Source organism: Paraburkholderia sp. BR10882 (assembly GCF_040948855.1).
GTDB lineage: Bacteria > Pseudomonadota > Gammaproteobacteria > Burkholderiales > Burkholderiaceae > Paraburkholderia > Paraburkholderia nodosa_A.
Map to the genome: position 1 here is coordinate 144,055 of NZ_JBFPKP010000016.1, position 23,054 is coordinate 167,108.

The following is a 23,054-nucleotide window of genomic DNA, read 5'->3' on the forward strand; positions in this document are numbered from 1 at the left end:
CTGGTCGCCTGATGCTCGAACGCGTTCACCTTGTCATCGTCCGCGAAGTCGCCCGCCAGGGCTCACTGACCGCAGCGGCGGAATCGCTTTTCCTCACGCAGTCGGCGCTGAGCCATACGGTCAAGAAGATCGAGCAGCAACTCGGCACGCAAATCTGGGACCGCGAGGGGCGCAGCCTGCGGCCGACGCAGGCCGGGCAATATCTGCTCTCGCTAGCCGAGCGGCTTCTGCCCCAGTTCGAACTCGCGGAAGAGCGCATGAAGCAGTACGCCGCGGGCGAGCGGGGCACGTTGCGTATCGGCATGGAATGCGCCCCGTGCTATCAGTGGCTGCTCAAGGTGGTCTCGCCGTATCTGGCGCGCTGGCCCGACGTCGACGTGGACGTGAAGCAGCGTTTTCAGTTTGGCGGCATCGGTGCGTTGATCGGCTACGACATCGACGTGCTGGTCACGCCCGATCCGCTCAACCGGCCCGGACTGCGTTTCGATCCGGTGTTCGACTACGAGCAGGTGCTGGTGGTCGCGGAAGACCATCGGCTCGCGAACGTGCGCTACGTGAAGCCCGAGCAACTCGTCGACGAAACGCTCATCACGTACCCCGTGGATACCGACCGGCTCGATATCTACAACCAGTTTTTGCGGCCCGCGAACATCACGCCACGCCGTCACAAGACGATCGAAACGACCGACATCATGCTGCAGATGGTCGCGAGCCATCGCGGCGTGGCCGCGTTGCCGCGCTGGCTCGCGGAGGAATACGCAGACCGTATGCCGCTCGCGATCGTGAAGCTCGGCAAGCAGGGCATCGCGAAGCAGATCTTTCTCGGCACGCGCGAAGGCGACGCCGTGGTCGACTACCTGAAATCGTTCGTCGAATTCGCACGCGACCCGGTCTGGCAACAGCCCCGTGTGCGAGGCTGATGGTCACGTTTTGAAATTGAAAGGAACGTTGTACAAGTTCGTATATTGATCGTTCAATTAACTTAAAGTCGCTGTTCATCGGTACTCGCTGGAATCGCTTGTCGCTTCTGCGCAATTGCTCGTCGCAATTGCTACGTTAGTCGGCTTTTTGCCGGACAACCATGTGTCATGAGCCTTCATGACCCTGCGACGCAGTTCGATTCCTGAGGAGATGACGATGTACCGATTCCCCCTGCTTAAGACAGGCGCGCTCGCGTGCGCCGCCATTCTCTGCACCAGCGCCTACGCGGCAGATCCGACCGCGTGCAAGGACGTTCGCTTTGCAGACGTGGGCTGGACCGATATCGCGGCGACCACGGGCGTGGCGTCGACGATCCTCGGCGCGCTCGGCTATGCGCCGACCAAGACGATCGCCTCGGTGCCGATCACGTTCGCAGGGCTCAAGAGCAAGCAGATCGACGTGTTCCTCGGCTACTGGTCGCCGACCATGGACCCGATCATCGAGCCCTTCACGAAGTCGGGTTCGATCAAGGTGCTCTCGACGCCCAATCTCACGGGCGCGAAATACACGCTTGCCGTGCCCGACTACGTCTACCAGGGCGGCCTCAAATCGTTTCAGGACATCGCGAAGTACGCGGACAAACTGCAAGGACGCATCTACGGCATCGAACCCGGCAACGACGGCAACGCACTGATCCAGAAGATGATCGGCGCGAACCAGTACGGACTCGGCAAATTCAAGCTCGTCGAATCGAGCGAGGCGGGGATGCTCGTGCAGGTGAACCGCGCCGTGCGCGAGAAGCAATGGATCGTGTTCCTCGGCTGGGAGCCGCATCCCATGAACGTGCAGATGAAGATCGACTATCTCTCGGGCGGCGACGCGGTGTTCGGACCTGACTACGGCGCGGCGCGCGTGCTGACCGCGGAACCGCCCGACTATGCCGCGCGCTGCCCGAACGTGGCGAAGCTCGTCTCCAACCTGCAGTTCACGACTGCCATCGAGAACCATTTGATGGTGCCGATCGCCAACAAGGAGGACCCCAACAAGGCCGCCGCCGACTGGCTGCGCAGCAATCCGCAGGTGCTCGACAACTGGCTCGCCGGCGTGACCACGCTCGACGGCAAGCCGGGCCTGCCTGCCGTGCGCGCCTCGCTGGGCGTGCACTGACGTGCCGTTGTCCGCGGCGAGAGCCGCGGACAACCCTGCGGTACATCCCTATTTGCGCGGCAATTTTGGTTGATTAGCGTTCAAAAGAGGAGGAGGCAGATGGAGCAAGCAGGAATCGGTACGCATGGCGCAGAGGAGAGCGCCGCACGAGGCGGTCATGGCCATGCGCTGCAGCGCGGCCTCACATGGAAAGATGCGTTCTGGGTGACGAGCGGCGTGCCCGCGGGCGTGCTGTTCACGATTGGCGGCGTTTGCGCGACCATCGGCCAGCCGGCCTGGGCCATCTGGATCGCATCGATCACGATGGGCCTCGTGCAAAGCGCCACTTACGCCGAGATTTCAGGGCTTTTTCCGCACAAGTCGGGCGGTGCTTCGGTGTACGGAGCAATTGGCTGGGTCCGCTACAGCAAGATGATCGCGCCGGTTTCCGTGTGGTGCAACTGGCTCGCGTGGTCGCCCATGCTGGCGCTGGGCTGCGGACTTGCCGCCAACTACGCGCTCGCCACGCTGTTCGCGCCCGAAGCGGCCATCCTGCAGTGGCACTGGACGATCGCCAACCTGGACTTCATCAAGCCGGGTCTCACGCTTCGCATCAACGCGACGTTCCTGATCGCCGCGGCGTTCCTGCTCATCACGTTCCGGCTTCAGCACAGCGGCGCTTCGAAGGCGGCGAAAACGCAGAAGATTCTCGGCATCGCATCGCTCACGCCGCTTTTGATCGTCGGGCTCGTGCCCTTCGTCACGGGCGATGTTCCCGCCAAGCATCTGTTTCCGCTGCTGCCGCTCGGCCACGACGCGCACGGCAATCTCACCGCGGCGGTGTTCGGCACGTGGAACGGGCAGGGCGTGGTCATGGCGCTGGGCGCGATGTTCATGGCGGGATGGGCATCGTACGGCTTCGAAACGGCGGTGTGCTACACGCGCGAGTTTCGCGACCCGCGGCGCGATACGGCGCGGGCGATCTTCTGGTCGGGCGCGCTTTGCCTCGTGGTGATGACGCTCGTTCCGCTCGCGTTTCAGGGCTCGCTGGGTACGGCGATGATGCTCGATCCGCGCATCGGCGACGGCACCGGTGTGGGCACCGCGATGGCCGCGATGGTGGGCGGCGGCGCCTGGGTGGGCAACGCCGTGGTGGTGATGCTGATGCTTTCCATCTTGCTGATCGTGATGACGTCGATGATGGGTTCGTCGCGCACGCTCTATCAGGCTTCGGTGGACGGCTGGCTGCCGCGCTACCTCTCGCGCGTGAACGAGCACGGCGCGCCGACGGCGGCGATGTGGACCGATCTCGGTTTCAATCTCATCCTGCTCGCGATGTCGGACTATATGACGGTGCTGTCGATCTCGAACGTCTGCTACATGCTGTTCGTGTTCCTGAACCTTCAGTCCGGCTGGATTCATCGCATGGACCGTAGCGCCTGGGCGCGGCCGTTTCGTTGCCCGACGTGGCTGCTCGCGCTCGGTGCGCTGTGCGGCTATGCGAATCTCGTGTTCGTGGGCGCGGGCGCCAATCTGCAAGGCGAGGGGACGCTGCGCGATGGCCTCATTGCCATGCTGCTGATCGTGCCGGTGTTTGCTTTCCGGCATTACTGGCAAGATCGCGGGCGGTTTCCGGCGGGGAGTGCGCTCGATATGGAAGTGAGCGTGCCGGTGCGCAGCCGGTGGTTGAGTCTTGCGCCTTATGGCGCGCTCGTTGCAGCGGCGCTGACGATTGCCGTTTCGCATTGGCTGGCCGCGTCGGTCTGAGTTGACTTCAGTGTTGGCGGCATCGTGCGGGCGGGGTGCTCGCGTGGTGCCGCGTTTTTTTTGGCTCTTCCTGTTGCTGTGCCTTTTACAGAACTGATCGCGCGTTGAATGTTCGATGAACCCGAAAAAAACCAGAGTCGCTGCGCAACTCCTTGCGCGCCGACTCTGGCCCATTAGCGTTGCTTAAAGCGTCACGCTATGTGCGCGTACTTTCTCCCTGCGCGACGCGCCATCCGCCGCGGAAAAATCCGGTCCGCGTGCCGGCGTCCCATTCGCCACAAAATACGGCGCATGCGAACGCGCAAGCGCTTCGCGCCCGCGGATGCGATCCGCGATCTTCTCCGCGATCATGATGGTCGGCGCATTGAGGTTGCCGGTGGTGATGCGCGGCATGATCGACGCGTCCACGACACGCAGGCCGTCGAGTCCATGCACACGGCCTTCGCCGTCCACCACCGCCATGTCGTCGTAGCCCATCGCGCACGAACACGACGGGTGATACGCGGTTTCCGCGCGGTCGCGCACGAAAGCATCGATCTCGGCGTCGGTCTTGAGCGCCGCGCCGGGGTTCAACTCGCGTCCGCGAAACCGGTCGAGCGCGGGCTGCGCAATGATTTCGCGCGTGATGCGAATTGCGTCGCGGAACTCGCGCCAGTCGAGCGCTTCGGCCATGTAGTTGAAGAGGATCGACGGATACTGGCGCGGATCGCGCGAGCGCAGCTTCACGCGCCCGCGGCTCGGCGAGCGCATCGAGCCCACGTGCGCCTGGAAGCCGTGCATCTTGATCGCATTGCTGCCGTTGTAGTTGATCGCGACGGGCAGGAAGTGATACTGAAGGTTCGGCCACGGATCGTCGTCGCGCGTGCGAATGAAGCCACCCGCCTCGAAATGATTGCTCGCGCCAATGCCGGTGCCGCGCAGCATCCATTCAAGGCCAATCGCCGGTTGATTGCGCATGAGGAGCGCAGGGTAGAGCGAGACGGGCTCCCTGCACTCGTACTGCATGTACATTTCCAGGTGGTCCTGAAGATTCTGCCCGACGCCCGGCAGATCGAGCACAATGGGAATGTCGAGTTCCCGCAGCCATGCACCGGGACCGACGCCCGAGCGCTGCAGGATCTGCGGCGAGGCGATCGCACCCGCACACAGCAGCACTTCGCGGCGCGCGTAGCGGGTCACACGCGCGGGCCCGTCGAGAAAGACGACGCCACATGCCCGCTTGCCGCTGAACAGAATGCGGTCCGTCACCGCGTGCGTGACGATGTCGATGTTGGGCCGATGCTTTGCCTGATCCAGATAGCCGCGCGCGGTGCTCGCGCGCCGGCCTTTTGCGGTCACGGTGCGGTCCATCGGCCCGAAGCCTTCCTGGCGGTAGCCGTTGAGGTCGTCGGTGCGCGCATAGCCCGCCTGCACGCCCGCCTCGATCATCGCCTCGAAGAGCGGGTTCACGCCCGGCTTGCTCGTCGTCACGTGCACGGGACCTTCGCCGCCGTGATAGTCGTTCGCGCCGACGTCGCGCGTTTCGGCCTTGCGGAAATAGGGCAGGCAGTCCAGATAGCTCCAGTTCTCGAGCCCTTTGCGCTCGGCCCAGCCGTCGTAGTCGAGCGCATTGCCGCGGATATAGCACATGCCGTTGATGAGCGACGACCCGCCCAGCCCCTTGCCGCGTCCGCATTCCATGCGCCGGTTGTTCATGTGCGGCTCGGGATCGGTTTCGTAAGCCCAGTTGTAGCGGCGGCCTTGCAACGGGTAGGCGAGCGCCGCGGGCATCTGCGTGCGGAAATCGAAGCGGTAGTCGGGGCCGCCCGCTTCGAGCAGCAGCACCGTCGCGTCGCGGTCCTCGGTGAGGCGCGCGGCAAGGACGTTGCCCGCCGATCCCGCGCCGATGATGATGTAGTCGTACTCTTGCGCTGCCATGCAGAGCTCCCTCAGAAAACGGGCTGATACGGTCCCAGTTCCACCTGGACGGATTTGATGCGCGTGTAGTGCTCGAGCGTGGTGATGCCGTTTTCGCGGCCCACGCCCGACTGCTTGTAGCCGCCCACGGGCATTTCGGCGGGCGACTCGCCCCAGGTATTGATCCAGCAGATGCCGGCTTCGAGCCGATGAATCACGCGGTGCGCCCGAGAGAGGCTTTCGGTCACGACACCGGCGGCCAGGCCGTAAAGCGATTCGTTGGCACGTGCGATCACTTCGACTTCGTTGGCGAAGGCAAGAATGCTCATCACCGGCCCGAAGATTTCCTCCTGCACGATGCGCATGTCGTCGCGGCAACCGGAGAACACGGTGGGCTGCACGTACTGGCCGCGCGCGAAGTCGCCCTGCGTGAGGCGCGCGCCGCCCGCGAGCAGCCGCGCGCCTTCGCGCTTGCCGCTCTCGATATAGCCGAGCACCTTGTCGAGCTGCGCGGCGCTGGCGAGCGGCCCGAAGTTGGTGGCGGGATCGGCGGGGTTGCCCACGCGGATGCGCTTCACGCGCTCGAGCACGAGAGCCTCGAACGCGGCAATGACCGATTGATGGACGAACACGCGCGTGGCGTTGGTGCATACCTGGCCCGCGCTGAAGAAGTTGGCGGTCACGGCGATATCGGCGGCACGCTCGAGGTCGGCGTCTTCGAAGACGATGAGCGGCGACTTGCCGCCCAGTTCCATCGTGACTTCCTTGAGCGTGGAGCCGCCCGCGGCCGCCATGACCTTCTTGCCCGTTTCGACGCCGCCCGTAAACGAAATCTTCTCGATGCCGGGATGCACGCTCAGCATGGCGCCCACACGGCCGTCGCCGTGGACCACGTTGAACACGCCGGGCGGCACGCCCGCCTCGATATAGATCTCGGCGAGCTTCGAGGCCGAAAGCGGCGTGATCTCGCTCGGCTTGAAGATCATCGCGTTGCCGGCGGCGAGCGCGGGCGCCGATTTCCAGCAGGCGATCTGCAACGGATAGTTCCAGGCGCCGATGCCCGCCGTGACCCCCAGCGGCTCGCGCCTCGTGTAGACGAACGCGCTTTCGCGCAGCGGAATCTGCTGGCCTTCGAGCGCGGGCGCGAGGCCCGCGTAGTACTCGATCACGTCGGCACCGGTGACGATGTCCACGCTGCGCGTTTCGGCGATCGGCTTGCCCGTGTCGCTGGTTTCGAGCGCCGCGAGTTCGTCGTTGCGCTCACGCAGCAAGTCGACCGCGCGCCGCATCACGCGCGAGCGCTGCATGGCCGTCATGGCGGCCCAGACGCGTTGGCCGTTACGGGCCGACTGCACGGCGCGGTCGATATCGGCGGCGCTCGCGTGCTGGACCGTGGCGAGCCTGGCGCAGGTGGCGGGATCGTAGGTGTCGAACGTTTCGCCGCTGGTGGCGTCGGTATAGGTGCCGTCGATGAAGAGGCGTTGCAGGGGAAAGAGGGACATCGATTGGCTCCGGGCCGGGTTATCTGGTCGACTTGCCTGAGCGCGGCTTGGCGCGCGCTTCGAGCAGCAGGTCGATGTAGTCGTTGGCCACGCGCAGCGCGGCCTTCGTGTCGAACGGTTCGCCCGTGAGCGCGCCGCGCAGCCAGAGGCCGTCGATCAACGCAGCGAGTCCGCTTGCGGCGCGCCGGGCCGTAGCGGCCGGCAACACCTTCTCGAACTCCACGCAGAGGTTCGAATGCAGCCGCCGCGTGTTGACGCGCTGCAGACGGCGCAGTGCGGGCTGATGCATGCTCTCGGCCCAGAACGCGAGCCACGTCTTCATGACGGGTGCGTTCACCTGCGAGACGTCGAAATTGGCCGCGACGATGGCGCGCAAGCGCGCACGCGGCTCGTCTTTCGCGGCGAGCCGACGCCGCACCGTGGCCTCCCAGAGGTCATGCAGCACGTGGCGCATGGTGGCTTCGAGCAGGCCGTCCTTGCCGCCGAAATAGTGACTGACGATGCCAGTCGAAATCTTCGCGTGTTGCGCGACGGTGGCGAGCGTGGTGCCGGAGAGACCCGACTGGTCGATCGATTGCAAGGTGGCGTCGATGAGTTGCGCGCGGCGCACGTCGCGCATTCCGATCTTGGGCATGGTGATTCCGGGCGATTCGGGGAGGTTTCCACTCTAGGTATTTTTTATTGAATGTTCAATCAATAAAAACGTAGAAATGGCGGGATCGGCGGATTTTACAAAGTCCGCGTCGGATTACCGATGATCGCGTCGCCGGAACCCCTCGCGAGGCCCGCCAGATAACGGATTGCGCCTGTTTTACAGGGGTTTTTATGCCGCTCGCGTGTCGCGTTAGCGCCAGCGCGTGTCGTGTCTGCGCAAGTCGGGCGAGATTTGGACTTGTACGTTTTGATCCACCGCGCAAGGCGCCATGCGTTGCCGGCGCGGCCCGACAACCTGTATCGCCAGACCAGAGAGACCCGACACCATGAGAAAACTGAATGCGGTGGCACTGAGCGGCATCGCGGTGGCATTGAGCGCCGTCTCGACAGAAAGCCATGCCCAAAGCAGCGTCACCCTGTACGGGATCATCGACGCGGGCGTGACCTACGTGAGCAATGCGGGCGGCTCGCATCAAGTGAAATTCGACGATGGCATTGCGCAGGCGAACCGCTGGGGTCTCAAGGGCACCGAGGATCTCGGCGGCGGGTTGAAGGCCGTGTTCCAGCTGGAGAGCGGCTTTCACCTCGGCAACGGACAGATCGCCAACGGCGGCTCGCTTTTCGGTCGCCTCGCTTATGTCGGACTCCAGAACGATTGGGGCACGCTCACGTTCGGCAATCAGGCCGATATGACGCAGGAGTTCGTCTACCTCTACAACGTCACGGCATGGGCGAGCGGCTACGCAATCAACCAGGGCGACTTCGACCGCATGAACGGCGACCATCTGCCGAACGCCGTGAAGTTCATGTCGAACACGTTCGGCGGATTCCAGTTCGGCGGCATGTACTCGTTCAGTAACACGCCAGGCGACTTTCACACCGGCAGCGCATGGAGCGTGGGCGCGCAGTACCAGAACGGCCCGTTCGCGATGGGCACCGCGTACACACAGTTGAACAATCCATCGGGCATCTACGCGTTCGACCCGTACAACATGATTGGCGTGCGCACGTTCTTTGGCAGGCCGACTGTGAACGTCGATCCCGCCACCGGCGCGGTTAGCTCGCTCTACTCGGAGACGCCGTTCCCCGTGGACAAGCAGGCCACCTTCGGCGCGGGCGCGAGCTACGCCATCGGCGACGTCACGCTCATGGGCGCTTTCACGTACACGCAGATCAAGGCGTTCGGCGAGAGCGAACACATGCAGGTGGGCGAGGGCGGTGCGAACTGGCAGGTGACGCCCGCGTTGAGCGTGGCGGGCGGCTACCAGTACACCCACTTCGACGGCCACCACTGGAACCAGCTTTCGGCGGGGATGCATTACCTGCTTTCGAAGCGCACGGACGTGTACATCTCAGGCGACTGGCTCAAGGCCTCGCAGGGTGTGGACGCGGTGATCGGCTATAGCTTCACGCCGTCTTCCACCACCACCCAGGCCGATGTGCGCGTTGGCTTGCGTCATCAGTTCTGAGCGGACATGCGGGTGCTTTTCCACCGCAAAACATCGGGAAAACCCGCGGTAAAACCCTCGCGAATCGTCCGCCGGAGTCGCCCGCAGCCCCGGCTGGCGAGGCCGTCCAACGGCGATGGCGTTTTTGTTCTATCGGCTGCCACGGCCTCTTTGGTCTACTTGCACTCAAGCTCATCCATGCGCTCAGCGCGAAGGGAAGTCAGATGAACGTCAGCGTTTTCGACCTGTTCAAGATCGGGATCGGTCCGTCCAGCTCGCATACGGTCGGCCCGATGGTTGCCGCGTGCCGCTTCGCGTCCCACATCGAGGACGCCAATCTGCTCGCCTTTGTGTGTCGCGTCAAGGTCGAGCTGTACGGCTCGCTCGGCGCGACGGGCAAGGGCCACGGCACTGACAAGGCGGTGCTGCTCGGCCTCGAAGGCAACTTGCCCGACTCGATCGACCCTGACCAGATCGAGCCGCGCCTCGCTGCCATGCGCCGCGAGAAGACGCTCGTGCTGCTCGGCAAGCAGACCATCCGCTTCGACGAAAAGGAGTGCGTTGGCTTCTTTCGCAAGACGATGGGCGGCGCGAACACACTGCATCCGAACGGCATGCGTTTTCAGGCCTTCGACGAAAACGGGCAGCTGCTCGTCGAAAAGGAGTACTACTCGGTGGGCGGCGGCTTTGTCGTGAACCGCGACGGCGACCGCGTGAACGGCGTGCGCAGCGGACGCGAGGTGCCGTATCCGTTCCGCACCGGCGACGACCTGCTGCGCGTGTGCAACGAGAGCGGTCGGTCGATCGCCGACGTCACCTTTGCGAACGAATGCGCGGCACGTTCGCCGGAGGACGTGCGCGAAGGGCTGCTCGTGATCTGGCGCGCGATGGCCGCCTGCGTGGAGCGCGGCTGCAAGATGCATGGCGAGCTGCCCGGCCCGATGCAGGTGAAGCGCCGCGCCGCCGATCTCTCGGTGCATCTGCGTTCGCGCTCCGAGGAGTCGCTGCGCGATCCGCTGTCGATGCTCGACTGGGTCAATCTCTACGCCATGGCCGTGAACGAAGAGAACGCGGCGGGCGGCCGCGTCGTCACGGCGCCCACCAACGGTGCGGCGGGGGTGATTCCCGCGGTGCTGCACTACTACGTGAAGTTCGTGGCGGGCGCAAACGAAGACGGCATCGCCAACTTCCTGCTCACGGCCGCGGCCATCGGCATCATCTACAAGGAAACGGCGTCGATCTCGGGCGCCGAAGTGGGCTGCCAGGGCGAAGTGGGCGTGGCGTGCTCGATGGCCGCCGCGGCGCTCGCTGCCGTCATGGGCGGCACGCCGCGCCAGGTGGAGAACGCCGCCGAAATCGGCATGGAGCACAACCTCGGCATGACCTGCGACCCCGTGGGCGGCCTCGTGCAGATTCCCTGCATCGAGCGCAACGCCATGGGCGCGATCAAGGCGATCAATGCCGCGCGCATGGCGCTCAAGGGCAACGGCGAGCATTACGTCACGCTCGACAACGTCATCAAGACGATGCGCGAAACGGGTGCCGACATGAAGACGAAATACAAGGAGACGTCGCGCGGTGGTCTCGCCGTGAACGTCATCGAGTGCTAACTGAAGCTAATGGTAACGCGCAACAAGGGGTCTGCGAGATGAGCCGCTATTCGATATTCAGTCTGTTCCGCAACGGGTTGTCGTATCACGAGAACTGGGAGCGGCAGTGGAGAAGCCCGGAGCCGAAGAAGGAGTACGACGTGGTGATCGTCGGCGGCGGCGGGCATGGTCTCGCAACGGCCTATTACCTCGCGAAAGAGCACGGCGTGAAGAACGTCGCGATTCTGGAGAAGGGCTGGATCGGCGGCGGCAACACGGCGCGCAACACGACCATTGTGCGCTCGAACTATCTGTGGGACGAGTCGGCGGCGCTCTATGAGAAAGCGATGAAGCTCTGGGAAGGGCTCTCGCAGGACCTCAACTACAACGTGATGTTCAGCCAGCGCGGCGTGATGAATCTCGCGCATACGCTGCAGGACGTGCGCGATACCGAGCGCCGCGTGAATGCGAACCGCCTGAACGGCGTGGACGCGGAATTCCTCACGCCGGAGCAGATCAAGGAAATCGAGCCGACCATCAACCTGAACACCCGCTACCCCGTGCTGGGCGCCTCGATCCAGCGCCGCGCGGGCGTGGCGCGCCACGACGCCGTGGCGTGGGGCTTCGCGCGCGGCGCTGACCAGCACGGCGTGGACATCATCCAGAACTGCCAGGTGACGGGCATTCGCCGCGACGGCGCGCGCGTGACCGGCGTGGATACGTCAAAGGGCTTCATCAAGGCGAAGAAGGTCGCCGTGGTGGCGGCGGGCAACACCACGACGCTCGCGGACATGGCCGGCGTGCGCCTGCCGCTGGAAAGCCACCCGCTGCAGGCGCTGGTGTCGGAGCCGATCAAGCCGGTCGTGAACACCGTGATCATGTCGAACGCGGTGCACGCCTATATCAGCCAGTCCGACAAGGGCGATCTCGTGATCGGCGCGGGCGTGGACCAGTACACCGGTTTCGGCCAGCGCGGCAGCTTCCACATCATCGAAGGCACGCTGCAGGCCATCGTCGAAATGTTCCCGGTGTTCTCGCGCGTGCGCATGAACCGGCAGTGGGGCGGCATTGTCGACGTTTCGCCGGACGCCTGCCCGATCATCAGCAAGACCGACGTGAAGGGTCTCTATTTCAACTGCGGCTGGGGCACCGGCGGCTTCAAGGCGACGCCGGGCTCGGGCTGGGTGTTCGCGCACACCATTGCGAAGGACGAGCCGCATCCGCTCAACGCGCCGTTCTCGCTGGACCGTTTCTCTACCGGCCATCTGATCGACGAACACGGCGCAGCCGCCGTCGCGCACTAAAGGAGCCCACAATATGTTGCTGATCGAATGCCCGTGGTGCGGTCCCCGCGCCGAAGTCGAGTTCACCTGCGGCGGCGAAGCCGACATCGCGCGTCCGCTCGACACCGACAAGCTCACCGACAAGGAGTGGGGCGACTACCTCTTCATGCGTCACAACCCACGCGGCGTGCATAAAGAGCAGTGGCTGCACGCGCAGGGCTGCCGCCGCTGGTTCATGGCGACGCGCGACACCGTCACCTACGAGATTCAGTCTTACGAAACCTTCGGCGCAGCAAATGGGGCGCAAGGCGACAAGCAAGGGAGCACGCAGCGATGAGCCAGAAGAACCGCCTCGGCGCCGGTGGGCGCGTGAACCGCGCAATTCCGCTGAACTTCACGTTCAATGGCCGCACGTATCAGGGCTTTCAGGGCGACACGCTGGCCTCGGCGCTGCTCGCCAACGACGTGCATTTCGTCGCGCGCAGCTTCAAGTACCATCGCCCGCGCGGCATCATGACGGCGGACGTGGCCGAGCCGAACGCTATCGTGCAGCTCGAGCGCGGCGCGTATACGGTGCCCAATGCGCGCGCGACCGAAGTCGAGTTGTACCAGGGGCTCGTCGCGACGAGCGTGAACGCCGAGCCCAGCCTCGAAAACGATCGCATGGCGATCAACCAGAAGTTCTCGCGCTTTCTGCCGGCGGGCTTTTACTACAAGACCTTCATGTGGCCGCGCAAATGGTGGCCGAAATACGAGGAAAAGATTCGCGACGCCGCGGGTCTCGGCAAAGCGCCCGAAGTGCGCGACGCCGACCGCTACGACAAATGCTTCGCGCATTGCGATGTCCTCGTGGTGGGCGGCGGCCCCGCCGGCCTCGCGGCCGCGCATACGGCGGGCGCAACCGGCGCACGCGTGATTCTGGTGGACGACCAGCGCGAACTGGGCGGCAGCCTGCTGTCGTGCAAGGCCGATATCGACGGCCGTCCTGCGCTCAATTGGGTCGAGAAGATCGAAGCCGAACTCAAGCAGATGCCCGACGTGAAGATCCTGTCGCGCAGCACGGCGTTCGGCTATCAGGATCACAATCTCGTGACCGTGACGCAGCGTTTGACGGAGCATCTGCCGGTTTCCACGCGCCAGGGCACGCGCGAGCTGTTGTGGAAAATCCGCGCCAGGCGCGTGATTCTCGCCACCGGTGCGCACGAGCGTCCCATCGTGTTCGGCAACAACGATCTGCCGGGCATCATGCTGGCCTCGGCGGTCTCGACGTATATCCATCGCTACGGCGTGTTGCCGGGCCGCAATGCGGTCGTCTTCACGAACAACGACGCGGGCTACCGTTGTGCGCTCGATCTGAAGGCATGCGGCGCGACCGTCACGGTCGTCGATGGGCGCGCCCAGGGCAACGGCGCATTGCAGGCCACCGCGCGCCGCCAGGGCGTGAAGGTGATGTACAACGCGGCCATCAACTGTGCGCATGGCAAGCAGCGCGTGAGCTCAGTCGACGTGGTGGGCTACACGAACGGGCAGGCCGGCGCGCAGCAGGCCACGCTTGCATGCGATCTCGTTGCGGTGTCGGGCGGCTTCAGCCCGGTGCTGCACCTCTTCGCGCAGTCGGGCGGCAAGGCGCACTGGAGCGACGCGAAGGCGTGCTTCCTGCCCGGCAAGCGCGTGCAGGAGGAAGTGAGCGTTGGGGCGGCAGTGGGCGAATTCGGGCTTGGCCGCGCGCTCACGCAGGGCGTGGACGGCGGCATCGACGCGGCGAAGTCGCTCGGCTTCCCGCTCAAGCGGCCCGCTGTGCCCAGGGCAGCCGAGGTCGAAGAGACGCCGCTGCAGGCGCTGTGGCTCGTGGGCAGTCGCAAGGATGCGGCGCGCGGGCCGAAGCAATTCGTCGACTTCCAGAACGACGTCTCGGCAGCGGACATTCTGCTCGCCGCGCGCGAAGGCTTCGAGTCGGTCGAGCACGTGAAGCGTTACACGGCCATGGGCTTCGGCACCGACCAGGGCAAGCTCGGCAATATCAACGGCATGGCGATTCTCGCCAGCGCGCTCGGCAAGACGATTCCCGAGACGGGCACGACGACGTTCCGCCCGAACTACACGCCTGTCACGTTCGGCACGTTCGCAGGGCGCGAACTCGGCGACATGCTCGACCCGATCCGCAAGACCTGCATTCACGAGTGGCACGTGCAGCATGGCGCGGAATTCGAGGACGTGGGCAACTGGAAGCGCCCGTGGTACTACCCGAAAAGCGGGGAGAATCTGCACGCGGCCGTGAAGCGCGAGTGTCTTGCGGTGCGCAACAGCGTCGGTATTCTCGATGCTTCCACGCTGGGCAAGATCGACATTCAAGGCCCCGACGCCGCGAAGCTGCTCAACTGGGTCTATACGAACCCGTGGCTCAAGCTCGAAGTGGGCAAGTGCCGTTACGGCCTGATGCTCGACGAAAACGGCATGGTGTTCGACGACGGCGTGACGGTGCGCCTCGGCGAGCAGCACTACATGATGACGACCACCACGGGCGGCGCGGCGCGTGTGCTCACGTGGCTCGAACGCTGGCTGCAGACCGAGTGGCCCGACATGAAGGTGCGTCTCGCTTCCGTCACCGACCACTGGGCGACGTTCGCCGTGGTCGGCCCGAAGAGCCGCAAGGTGCTGCAGAAGGTATGCAAGGACATCGACTTCGACAACGCCGCGTTCCCGTTCATGTCGTATCGCAACGGCACGGTCGCGGGCGTGAAGTCGCGCGTCATGCGTATCAGCTTCTCGGGCGAGCTGGCCTATGAAGTGAACGTGCCCGCGAATGCAGGCCGCGCCGTATGGGAAGCGTTGATGGAAGCCGGCGCCGAGTTCGACATCACGCCGTACGGTACGGAAACGATGCACGTGCTGCGTGCCGAGAAGGGCTACATCATCGTGGGTCAGGACACGGACGGCTCGGTCACGCCTTTCGATCTCGGCATGGGCGGTCTCGTCTCGCAGACGAAGGACTTCCTCGGCCGCCGCTCGCTCAAGCGCTCGGATACGGCGAAGGAAAACCGCAAGCAGTTCGTCGGACTGCTGACCGACGATGCGCAATATGTGCTGCCCGAAGGCGGCCAGATCATCGCACCGGATGCGCAAGCGCGCGCCGACGGCACGACGTCGATGATCGGTCACGTGACGTCGAGCTACTACAGCCCGATCCTGCAGCGTTCCATCGCGCTGGCGGTCGTGAAGGGCGGCTTGAACAAGATGGGCGAGCGCGTGGTGATTCCCATGGCCGATGGCCGGCGCGTGAGCGCGCAGATCGCGAGCCCGATTTTCTACGACACGGAAGGAGTGCGTCAGCATGTTGAATGAAACGAAAGACCCCCTGCCGGTCGCGGAGCGCGTCGTCGGTGTGCGCCTTGAGTCGCCGCTCGTAGGTGCCGCGGATCTGGTCAAGGCGCAGGAGGGACGTGCCTCGAAAGCGTTCGCCATGCGTGAGCTGCCGTTTCGTGACCTCGTGAACGTGCGCGGCGAATTGAGCGACCCGGCGTTCGTCGCGGCGTTCGCCGGCGTGGTTGGCTGCGAGCCGCCGGCCGCGCCGAACACCGTCGCGCGCAGCCAGCACTATGACGTGCTCTGGCTCGGACCCGACGAATGGCTCGTACGCTCGCTCGCGCCTGTGCAAACGGGCATGCTCGAAGCGAAGCTGACCCCCGTGCTCGGCGATGCCTATGCGGCGGCCGTGGACGTCGGCAGCGGCAACACGGTGATCGAGATCGAAGGCACGCGGGCGCGCGACGTGCTCTCGCGCGGCTGCCCGCTCGACCTGCATCCGCGGCTCTTCAAGCCGGGTCAATGCGCGCAGAGCGTGTATTTCAAGGCTTCGATCGTGCTGATTCCCACGGGCGACGACCGCTTCGAAATCGTCGTGCGCCGCAGCTTCGCCGATTATTTCTGCCGCATCATGGTCGACGCCGCGGCGTCGGTCGCGCCATGAAGATCGTCGATGCAGCGTTCGAGCCGGCGCTTGGCGCGCTGGGCGCAATCGGTGCGCTCGGCGCACACGACGCGCCGCTCGGGCGCGGCTGGAGCGTATTCGTCGAAGCGTTGAGCGTGCCGGCGCGCATCGGTATCTATCCGCACGAGCACGGTTCCCCGCAGCCGCTCGTGATCGACGCGCAGCTCGGCTATCGCTGCATGCCGCACGAAAAGAACGCGACGGGTGAAGCGGGCGACTGGATCGACTACGACGGCTATTGCACGCGCCTTGCCGACTTTCTCGGGCGCAAGCCGCATACGCGGCTGCTCGAAACGCTGGTGGCGGACATGGCGGCGTTTTCGTTTCGCGAATGGCCCGCGCTGGAAACGCTCAGGCTCGCGGTGCACAAGCCGAAGATCCGGCCGGGTACGCGTCGCGTGGGCGTGGGGCTCGACTGGACGCGCGCCGACTATCGGCAATGGATACGGGCCGACGGGGGCGGGCAGTAGCAGGCAAGACGCGTAGCCCGATGTCGGCGCAAAGCAAGGGCGCGTCGCTTCTTGCACATCGTCGTCTGCGGCGCTCAGGCTACGCTCGAAGCACCGTTGTCTTGCGTGCAGTTTGCGCGAGGCAACGCCATCTAGTGAGCAGCGTTGCGAGCTGCATCGAACAGGAGACAGCGAGATGAGCGGTAATCGAGGCGTCGTGTATCAAGGGCCGGGCAAGGTCGAGGTGCAGAACATCGCGTATCCGAAGATGGTCGATCCGAGCGGGCGCTCGATCGGCCATGGCGTCATTCTGAAGGTAGTCAGCACGAATATCTGCGGCTCGGACCAGCATATGGTGCGCGGGCGCACGACGGCGCCCGTCGGCCTCGTGCTGGGTCATGAGATTACCGGCGAAGTGGTGGAGGTGGGCAACGACGTCGAAACGCTGAAGATCGGCGACCTCGTTTCCGTGCCGTTCAACGTGGCGTGCGGGCGCTGTGCGATGTGCCGCGAGCAGCACACCGGTGTTTGCCTGAACGTGAATCCGTCGCGCGCGGGCGGTGCTTACGGCTATGTCGACATGGGCGGCTGGATTGGCGGCCAGGCCGAATACGTGCTCGTGCCGTATGCCGATTTCAACCTGCTGAAGTTTCCGGACCGCGATCAGGCGATGTCGAAGATTCGCGATCTCACCTGCCTATCAGACATTCTGCCCACGGGCTATCACGGCGCGGTCACGGCGGGCGTGAAGCCGGGCTCGACCGTTTATATCGCGGGCGCGGGTCCGGTGGGGATGGCGGCTGCGGCGTCGGCGCGTTTGCTTGGCGCGGCCTGCACGATCGTCGGCGACATCAATGCGGAGCGGCTCGCGCATGCGAAGGCGATGGGCTTCGAAGTGGTCGATCTTTCGAAAGACGCGACGCTCGGCGAGCAGATCGAACAGATTCTGGGCAAGCCGGAAATCGATTGCGCGGTGGATTGCGTGGGCTTCGAAGCGCACGGGCATGGCGCTTCCGGTCACTCGGAAGAGGCGCCGGCTACGGTGCTTAATTCGCTGATGGAAATCACGCGGCCGGCAGGCATGATCGGTATTCCTGGGTTGTATGTGACGGACGATCCGGGTGCACGCGATGTGGCCGCGCAGCATGGCAGCCTGAGCATCCGCTTCGGGCTTGGTTGGGCCAAGTCGCATACTTTCCATACAGGGCAAACGCCTGTGCTCAAGTACAACCGGAATCTCATGCAAGCGATTTTGTTTGATCGGTTGCCGATCGCCAAGATCGTTAATGTTTCGGTTATTTCGCTTGATGAGGCGCCTGAGGGGTATAAAAAGTTTGATGGCGGTGCGCCGCGGAAGTTTGTGATTGATCCGCATGGGTTGTTGGCCGCTTAATTTTTAGTTTTGGCTTTTGGCCTTTTTTGTGGTTTTCCTGTTTTCGCGTCGGTATGCATGCGTTGCCCCTGTGCGGGGCGGCACCTACTTTCTTTGCGGCGGCAAAGAAAGTAGGCAAAGAAAGCCGCTCAAACCGCCAGTGCCTGCCACGGTTCACATCTCGCCATGAATGGTGAATGGCTCCGGAGCGTCTGTCGCCTCGCACCACCAAAGTGAGTGACAAGGCAGTCATTCATCCCGCTGCTCGCTACGCGCGCTGCGGTGGGGTCTACATGGGAAACCGAATGGTACGAACAAGCATTCGCGAAAATGCACGCGCACCAATGGTTTTAGTTTATGCCCTTCGGCGCGCGTAGCGCCGCCGGAAGGATGAGCGCCTTGTCACTACCTCTGAAGGTGCGAGGTGACAGACGCTCCGGAGCCATTCACCATGTACGTCGAGATGTGAACTGTGGCAGGCGCTGGCGGTTTGAGCGGCTTTCTTTGCCTACTTTCTTTGCCGCCGCAAAGAAAGTAGGTGCCGCCCCGCACAGGGGCAACGCATGCAGACCAGCGCGAAAACAAGTTTCAAATATGAACAACAGGCGAAGGCCCAACAACAGCCGCCGCCACAGGCGAATCAGCACCAGAAAGCGGTGCAATCCGCTTCCTCCGCTCCCCAGTAGGCGCACTCCCAAAAGCATCCCGATAGCTCTTGCTAAAGTGACAAGCCGACTGAAACCCGCAGGCCATCGTAATCTGCATGATCGACATATCGGTCTGCAGCAGCAGCTCACGCGCGCGCCGCAAGCGCAGCGTTAAATAGTAATGCGTAGGCGTCATGCCAAGATGCTCGTGAAAGAGCCGCTGCAACTGCCGCTGTGACATATTCGCAAGCCGCGCCAGCTCTTCACGTGAAAGCGGCTCTTCGATATTGTTCTCCATAAGAGAGATGACCTCGAAGAGCGACTTGTTCGCGGACCCGAGCCGCGCGACGAGCGGCATGCGCTGCTGGGCAGACGTATCGCGCACATGCTCGACAACGAACTGCTCGGCGATCTGCGTCACGCGCGCAGTGCCCACACGTGCCGTGATGAGATGCAGCATCATGTCGAGCGGCGCGACGCCGCCGGTGCAAGTCACCCGGTCGCGGTCGATGACGAAGAGCTCCTTGAGAAAACGCGTCGAAGGAAACTCCTCCTTCAGCGCCGACATGTTCTCCCAATGGATCGCGCAAGCATACCCAGCCAGCAACCCAGACTTCGCCAGCGCATAGGTACCCGTGCAAAGGCTGCCCAGCGCAACACCCATGCGCGCAAAGCGGCGCAGCGCAGCGAGATGGCCGGGCGTGGTGGCCCGCTGCACGTCGATGCCGCCGCAGACGAACACGATATCGGGTTGCCCCACGCATTCTGCCGGGCCGGTGTCGATGGAAAGCCCGTTGCTCGACGCGACCGGGCCGCCCTCCGGGCTGATGATCGACCACCTGTAAAGCGGCTGTCCGCTCAGGTAGTTAGCCATACGAAGAACTTCGATGGCGTTCGTGAACGCGATCATCGTGAAGTCGGGCAGCGGCATGAACGCGAAGTGCGCTAACGACGCTGTGCGATCCGGCAGCATGGGGGACGATTCCTTGTGATCGGTAGCCTGATGCCCAATGGAGGCCCGGTGAGGCCCGGGGGGCCGGCTACGCTACCGCAATTTTCGAATTTGGCGGGTCCAGTGTGCCATGCGGCAAAACCCTGAGTCATCTGGTCAATAAAGCCGGACGCGGGAAATAGGACGAGAGTGCGGGATTGGTGCACTGCGATGCACGATAAATAATCTGGATTGGGAAACATGGGGCACGGCGCACCGTTAGCGGGCGCTCTAACGTAGCCACTTGTGAAAAATGGACGCGAATGGCGGAAAAGGAAAAGAACGCGTCTGAATTTCGACGTTGAGCGCCAATTCGAACGACAAGAATAGAACCGTCGGTCCCCAGCCGGTCAAGCGGGTTCAAAGCCGCTCTCAAGCCAGTCGCGACGGGGCCTCCAGCCTTGCAGGAAGTCCTTCATTCATCGTCACGGAAGCCCTATGTCGAATACTCAACCTTTCTTCTCGCAAACGCTGGCGCAGCGCGATTCGGCAATCCGCAGCAGCATCCTGAAAGAACTCGAGCGGCAGCAGTCGCAGGTCGAAATGATCGCGTCGGAAAACATCGTGTCGCGCGCCGTGCTCGAGGCCCAAGGCTCGGTGCTGACCAACAAGTACGCGGAAGGTTATCCGGGCAAGCGTTATTACGGCGGCTGCGAATTCGCCGACGAGGTGGAAGCGCTTGCCATCAGCCGCATCAAGCAACTGTTCAACGCCGGCTTCGCCAACGTGCAGCCGCATTCGGGCGCGCAGGCCAACGGCTCAGTCATGCTCGCGCTCGCCAAGCCGGGCGATACGGTGCTCGGCATGTCGCTCGACGCGGGCGGCCACCTGACGCACGGCGCCAGGCCGGCGCTTTCCGGCAAGTGGTTCAACGCCGTGCAGTACGGCGTGAACCGCGAAACCATGCTGATTGACTACGGCCAGGTCGAAGAACTCGCGCAGCAGCACAAACCCAGCCTCATCATCGCGGGCTTCTCCGCATACCCGCGCGCACTCGACTTCGCGCGCTTTCGCGCCATTGCCGATTCGGTCGGCGCGAAGCTGATGGTGGATATGGCGCATATCGCGGGCATCATCGCGGCAGGACGCCATCAGAACCCCGTCGAGCACGCGCACGTCGTCACCTCCACCACGCACAAGACACTGCGCGGCCCGCGTGGCGGCTTCGTGCTGACCAACGACGAGGAGATCGCGAAGAAGATCAACTCGGCCGTGTTTCCCGGCCTGCAGGGCGGCCCGCTCATGCACGTGATCGCGGGCAAGGCGGTGGCGTTCGGCGAAGCGCTAGAAGCCAGCTTCAAGACCTATATCGACAGCGTGCTCGCCAATGCGAAGGCGCTGGGCGAGGTGCTGAAGGCTGGCGGTGTCGACCTCGTCACGGGCGGCACCGACAACCATCTGCTGCTAGTCGATCTGCGGCCCAAGGGCCTCAAGGGCAATCAGGTCGAGCAGGCGCTGGAGCGCGCCGGCATCACCTGCAACAAGAACGGCATTCCGTTCGACGCCGAAAAGCCCACGGTGACTTCGGGCATTCGCCTCGGTGCGCCCGCGGGTACGACGCGCGGTTTCGGCGTGGACGAATTCCGCGAGATCGGGCGACTGATTCTCGAAGTGTTCGACGCACTGCGCACGCATCCCGAAGGCGACGCCGCCACGGAGCAGCGCGTGCGCCGCGAGATCTTCGCGCTGTGCGAACGCTTCCCGATCTATACGCAAGCCTGATTCTTCACACCACCGCCTTTCAATTCCATTCGCGAGTTTCGGAGCGGCTAATGAGCACTCTGCACGACAACAGCATCATCATCGACGGCCTGAACATTTCGAAGTTCGAACGCTCGGTGTTCGAAGACATGCGCAAGGGCGGCGTCACCGCCGTCAACTGCACGGTTTCCGTCTGGGAGGACTTCCAGAAGACCGTGGACAACATTGCGCAGATGAAGCAGCAGATTCGCGAGTACAGCGAGATCCTCACGCTCGTGCGCACGACCGACGACATTCTGCGCGCGAAGAAAGAGAACAAGACCGGCATCATCTTCGGCTTCCAGAACTCGTATGCGTTCGAGGACAACCTCGGCTATATCGAGGTGTTCAAGGAACTCGGCGTGAACGTCGTGCAACTTTGCTACAACACGCAGAACCTGGTCGGCACCGGCTGCTATGAGCCGGACGGCGGCCTCTCCGGCTACGGGCGCGAAGTGATCCAGGAAATGAACCGCGTGGGGATTCTCGTCGATCTTTCGCACGTGGGCGGCAAGACGTCGTCGGATGCGATCGCGTGCTCGAAGAAGCCGGTGACGTATTCCCACTGCTGTCCGTCGGGTCTCAAGGAGCACCCGCGCAACAAGACCGACGAGCAGTTGAAGGAGATTGCCGACGCGAACGGCTTCGTGGGCGTGACGATGTTCGCACCGTTCCTCAAGAAAGGCCCGGATTCGACCGTCGAGGATTATCTGGAGGCGATCGAATACGTGGTCGATCTGATCGGCGAGGACCGCGTGGGCATCGGCACGGATTTCACGCAAGGCTACAGCACCGAATTCTTCGACTGGATCACGCACGACAAGGGCCGTTATCGCTGCCTCACGAACTTCGGCAAGGTCGTGAACCCGGAAGGCATCCGCACGATCGGCGAATTTCCGAATCTCACGGCGGCCATGCAAAAAGCCGGCTGGAGCGAGACGCGCATCAAGAAGGTCATGGGCGAGAACTGGATGCGCGTGTTCGGCGAAGTCTGGGGCGGTTGATCCCCGGGCCTGACCGTGCAGCATGGAAAGGCCATCATTACCAATAAGAAACCCTAACTAAAAAACGCTCGTTGAGTCATTGGAGCCCCACGAAATGCAACCGCAACTGCCGATCGATGTCGATCCTGCCACCGGTATCTGGACCACGGACGCGCTGCCGATGCTGTACGTGCCGCGTCACTTCTTCACCAACAATCACACCGCCGTGGAAGAGGCGCTGGGCCGCGATGCGTACGCCGAGATTCTCTACAAAGCCGGCTACAAGTCCGCGTACCACTGGTGCGCGAAGGAAGCCGAGAAGCACGGCATTGCCGGCATGGCCGTGTTCGAACATTACCTGAAGCGTCTTTCGCAGCGCGGCTGGGGCCTCTTCACGATACGCGAAGCCGACCCGGCCACCGCGCGCGCGAAGATCGAATTGCGTCATTCGTCGTTCGTGCTGGCGCAACCGGGCAAGGAAGGCAAGCTTTGCTACATGTTCGCGGGCTGGTTCGCGGGCGCGATGGACTGGGTGAACGACACCACGGAAGGCGGAGAAAACACGCCGCGTTCGCAATCGAAAGAAGTGCAATGCGCCGCCGAAGGCCACGCGCACTGCGTATTCGAAGTCTCGCCGATCGCCGCCTGAACGGCCGCGCACCCCCCGCAATACAGGTC

General features: G+C 63.6%; 17 protein-coding genes and 1 pseudogene. 14 read left to right on the forward strand and 4 right to left on the reverse strand.

The features are described 5' to 3' along the window. The first annotated feature begins 11 nt into the window (after positions 1-11). From AB3X99_RS31015 to AB3X99_RS31025, 3 genes and pseudogenes are all read left to right on the forward strand, one after another. A complete protein-coding gene (locus tag AB3X99_RS31015; RefSeq protein WP_368619074.1) occupies positions 12-920 on the forward strand; it encodes a LysR family transcriptional regulator in 909 nt (302 codons plus the stop codon). Between the two features lie 217 nt (positions 921-1,137). Continuing rightward, on the forward strand, positions 1,138-2,088 hold the full coding sequence (locus tag AB3X99_RS31020) for a choline ABC transporter substrate-binding protein (protein ID WP_368619075.1): 951 nt from the start codon (positions 1,138-1,140) through the stop codon (positions 2,086-2,088). 174 nt (positions 2,089-2,262) lie between these two features. Beyond that, positions 2,263-3,834, forward strand: a pseudogene (locus AB3X99_RS31025) (APC family permease); the annotation flags it as partial. A gap of 183 nt (positions 3,835-4,017) precedes the next feature. Here the strand turns inward: AB3X99_RS31025 and betA are convergent. From betA to betI, 3 genes are read right to left on the reverse strand one after another with little or no spacing between them, the layout of a single operon-like run. After that, positions 4,018-5,751, reverse strand: coding sequence for a choline dehydrogenase (betA, locus tag AB3X99_RS31030; protein WP_368619076.1), 1,734 nt, complete (start codon positions 5,749-5,751; stop codon positions 4,018-4,020). A gap of 11 nt (positions 5,752-5,762) precedes the next feature. Further along, positions 5,763-7,232: a betaine-aldehyde dehydrogenase gene (betB, locus tag AB3X99_RS31035; RefSeq protein WP_368619077.1), complete on the reverse strand. Its 1,470-nt coding sequence runs from the start codon at positions 7,230-7,232 to the stop codon at positions 5,763-5,765. Positions 7,233-7,251: 19 nt separating this feature from the next. Beyond that, on the reverse strand, positions 7,252-7,866 hold the full coding sequence (gene betI / locus AB3X99_RS31040; RefSeq protein WP_368619078.1) for a transcriptional regulator BetI: 615 nt from the start codon (positions 7,864-7,866) through the stop codon (positions 7,252-7,254). A 346-nt stretch (positions 7,867-8,212) separates the two neighbouring features. Here betI and AB3X99_RS31045 point away from each other — a divergent pair, with 346 nt between their 5' ends. The 8 genes from AB3X99_RS31045 to fdhA all read left to right on the forward strand — a co-directional run bounded on the left by AB3X99_RS31045 (position 8,213) and on the right by fdhA (position 18,036). Continuing rightward, positions 8,213-9,355 (forward strand): porin, encoded by a 1,143-nt coding sequence (locus AB3X99_RS31045; RefSeq protein ID WP_368619079.1) that lies wholly within the window; start codon positions 8,213-8,215, stop codon positions 9,353-9,355. A gap of 203 nt (positions 9,356-9,558) precedes the next feature. Continuing rightward, positions 9,559-10,944, forward strand: coding sequence for an L-serine ammonia-lyase (locus tag AB3X99_RS31050; protein ID WP_069267063.1), 1,386 nt, complete (start codon positions 9,559-9,561; stop codon positions 10,942-10,944). A 38-nt stretch (positions 10,945-10,982) separates the two neighbouring features. Beyond that, entirely contained in the window at positions 10,983-12,227 is a 1,245-nt protein-coding gene (locus tag AB3X99_RS31055; protein ID WP_368619080.1) for a sarcosine oxidase subunit beta family protein, read from the forward strand. 13 nt (positions 12,228-12,240) lie between these two features. Then, complete coding sequence (locus tag AB3X99_RS31060; RefSeq protein WP_368619081.1) at positions 12,241-12,543, forward strand: sarcosine oxidase subunit delta; 303 nt, start codon at positions 12,241-12,243, stop codon at positions 12,541-12,543. After that, on the forward strand, positions 12,540-15,548 hold the full coding sequence (locus tag AB3X99_RS31065) for a sarcosine oxidase subunit alpha family protein (protein WP_368619082.1): 3,009 nt from the start codon (positions 12,540-12,542) through the stop codon (positions 15,546-15,548). Before AB3X99_RS31060 ends, AB3X99_RS31065 begins: the two co-directional genes overlap by 4 nt. Further along, on the forward strand, positions 15,538-16,173 hold the full coding sequence (locus tag AB3X99_RS31070; protein ID WP_368619083.1) for a sarcosine oxidase subunit gamma: 636 nt from the start codon (positions 15,538-15,540) through the stop codon (positions 16,171-16,173). Before AB3X99_RS31065 ends, AB3X99_RS31070 begins: the two co-directional genes overlap by 11 nt. Further along, positions 16,170-16,664, forward strand: coding sequence for a dihydroneopterin aldolase (locus AB3X99_RS31075; RefSeq protein WP_342946220.1), 495 nt, complete (start codon positions 16,170-16,172; stop codon positions 16,662-16,664). Before AB3X99_RS31070 ends, AB3X99_RS31075 begins: the two co-directional genes overlap by 4 nt. Positions 16,665-16,839: 175 nt before the next feature. Further along, positions 16,840-18,036, forward strand: a complete 1,197-nt coding sequence (fdhA, locus tag AB3X99_RS31080) for a formaldehyde dehydrogenase, glutathione-independent (RefSeq protein ID WP_069267059.1) — start codon at positions 16,840-16,842, stop codon at positions 18,034-18,036. A gap of 567 nt (positions 18,037-18,603) precedes the next feature. On the opposite strand, the gene AB3X99_RS31085 is transcribed toward fdhA, so the two are convergent. Beyond that, the gene (locus AB3X99_RS31085; RefSeq protein WP_368603690.1) at positions 18,604-19,674 is read right to left on the reverse strand and encodes a GlxA family transcriptional regulator; all 1,071 of its coding nucleotides are present in this window, start codon (positions 19,672-19,674) and stop codon (positions 18,604-18,606) included. A gap of 417 nt (positions 19,675-20,091) precedes the next feature. On the opposite strand from AB3X99_RS31085, the gene AB3X99_RS31090 reads away from it, so the two are divergent. From AB3X99_RS31090 to AB3X99_RS31100, 3 genes are all read left to right on the forward strand, one after another. Then, on the forward strand, positions 20,092-21,375 hold the full coding sequence (locus AB3X99_RS31090; RefSeq protein WP_368619084.1) for a serine hydroxymethyltransferase: 1,284 nt from the start codon (positions 20,092-20,094) through the stop codon (positions 21,373-21,375). Positions 21,376-21,425: 50 nt separating this feature from the next. Further along, positions 21,426-22,397 (forward strand): dipeptidase, encoded by a 972-nt coding sequence (locus tag AB3X99_RS31095; protein WP_368619085.1) that lies wholly within the window; start codon positions 21,426-21,428, stop codon positions 22,395-22,397. Positions 22,398-22,491: 94 nt separating this feature from the next. Next, a complete protein-coding gene (locus AB3X99_RS31100; protein WP_368619086.1) occupies positions 22,492-23,025 on the forward strand; it encodes a DUF5943 domain-containing protein in 534 nt (177 codons plus the stop codon). The last annotated feature ends 29 nt before the right edge of the window (positions 23,026-23,054 follow it).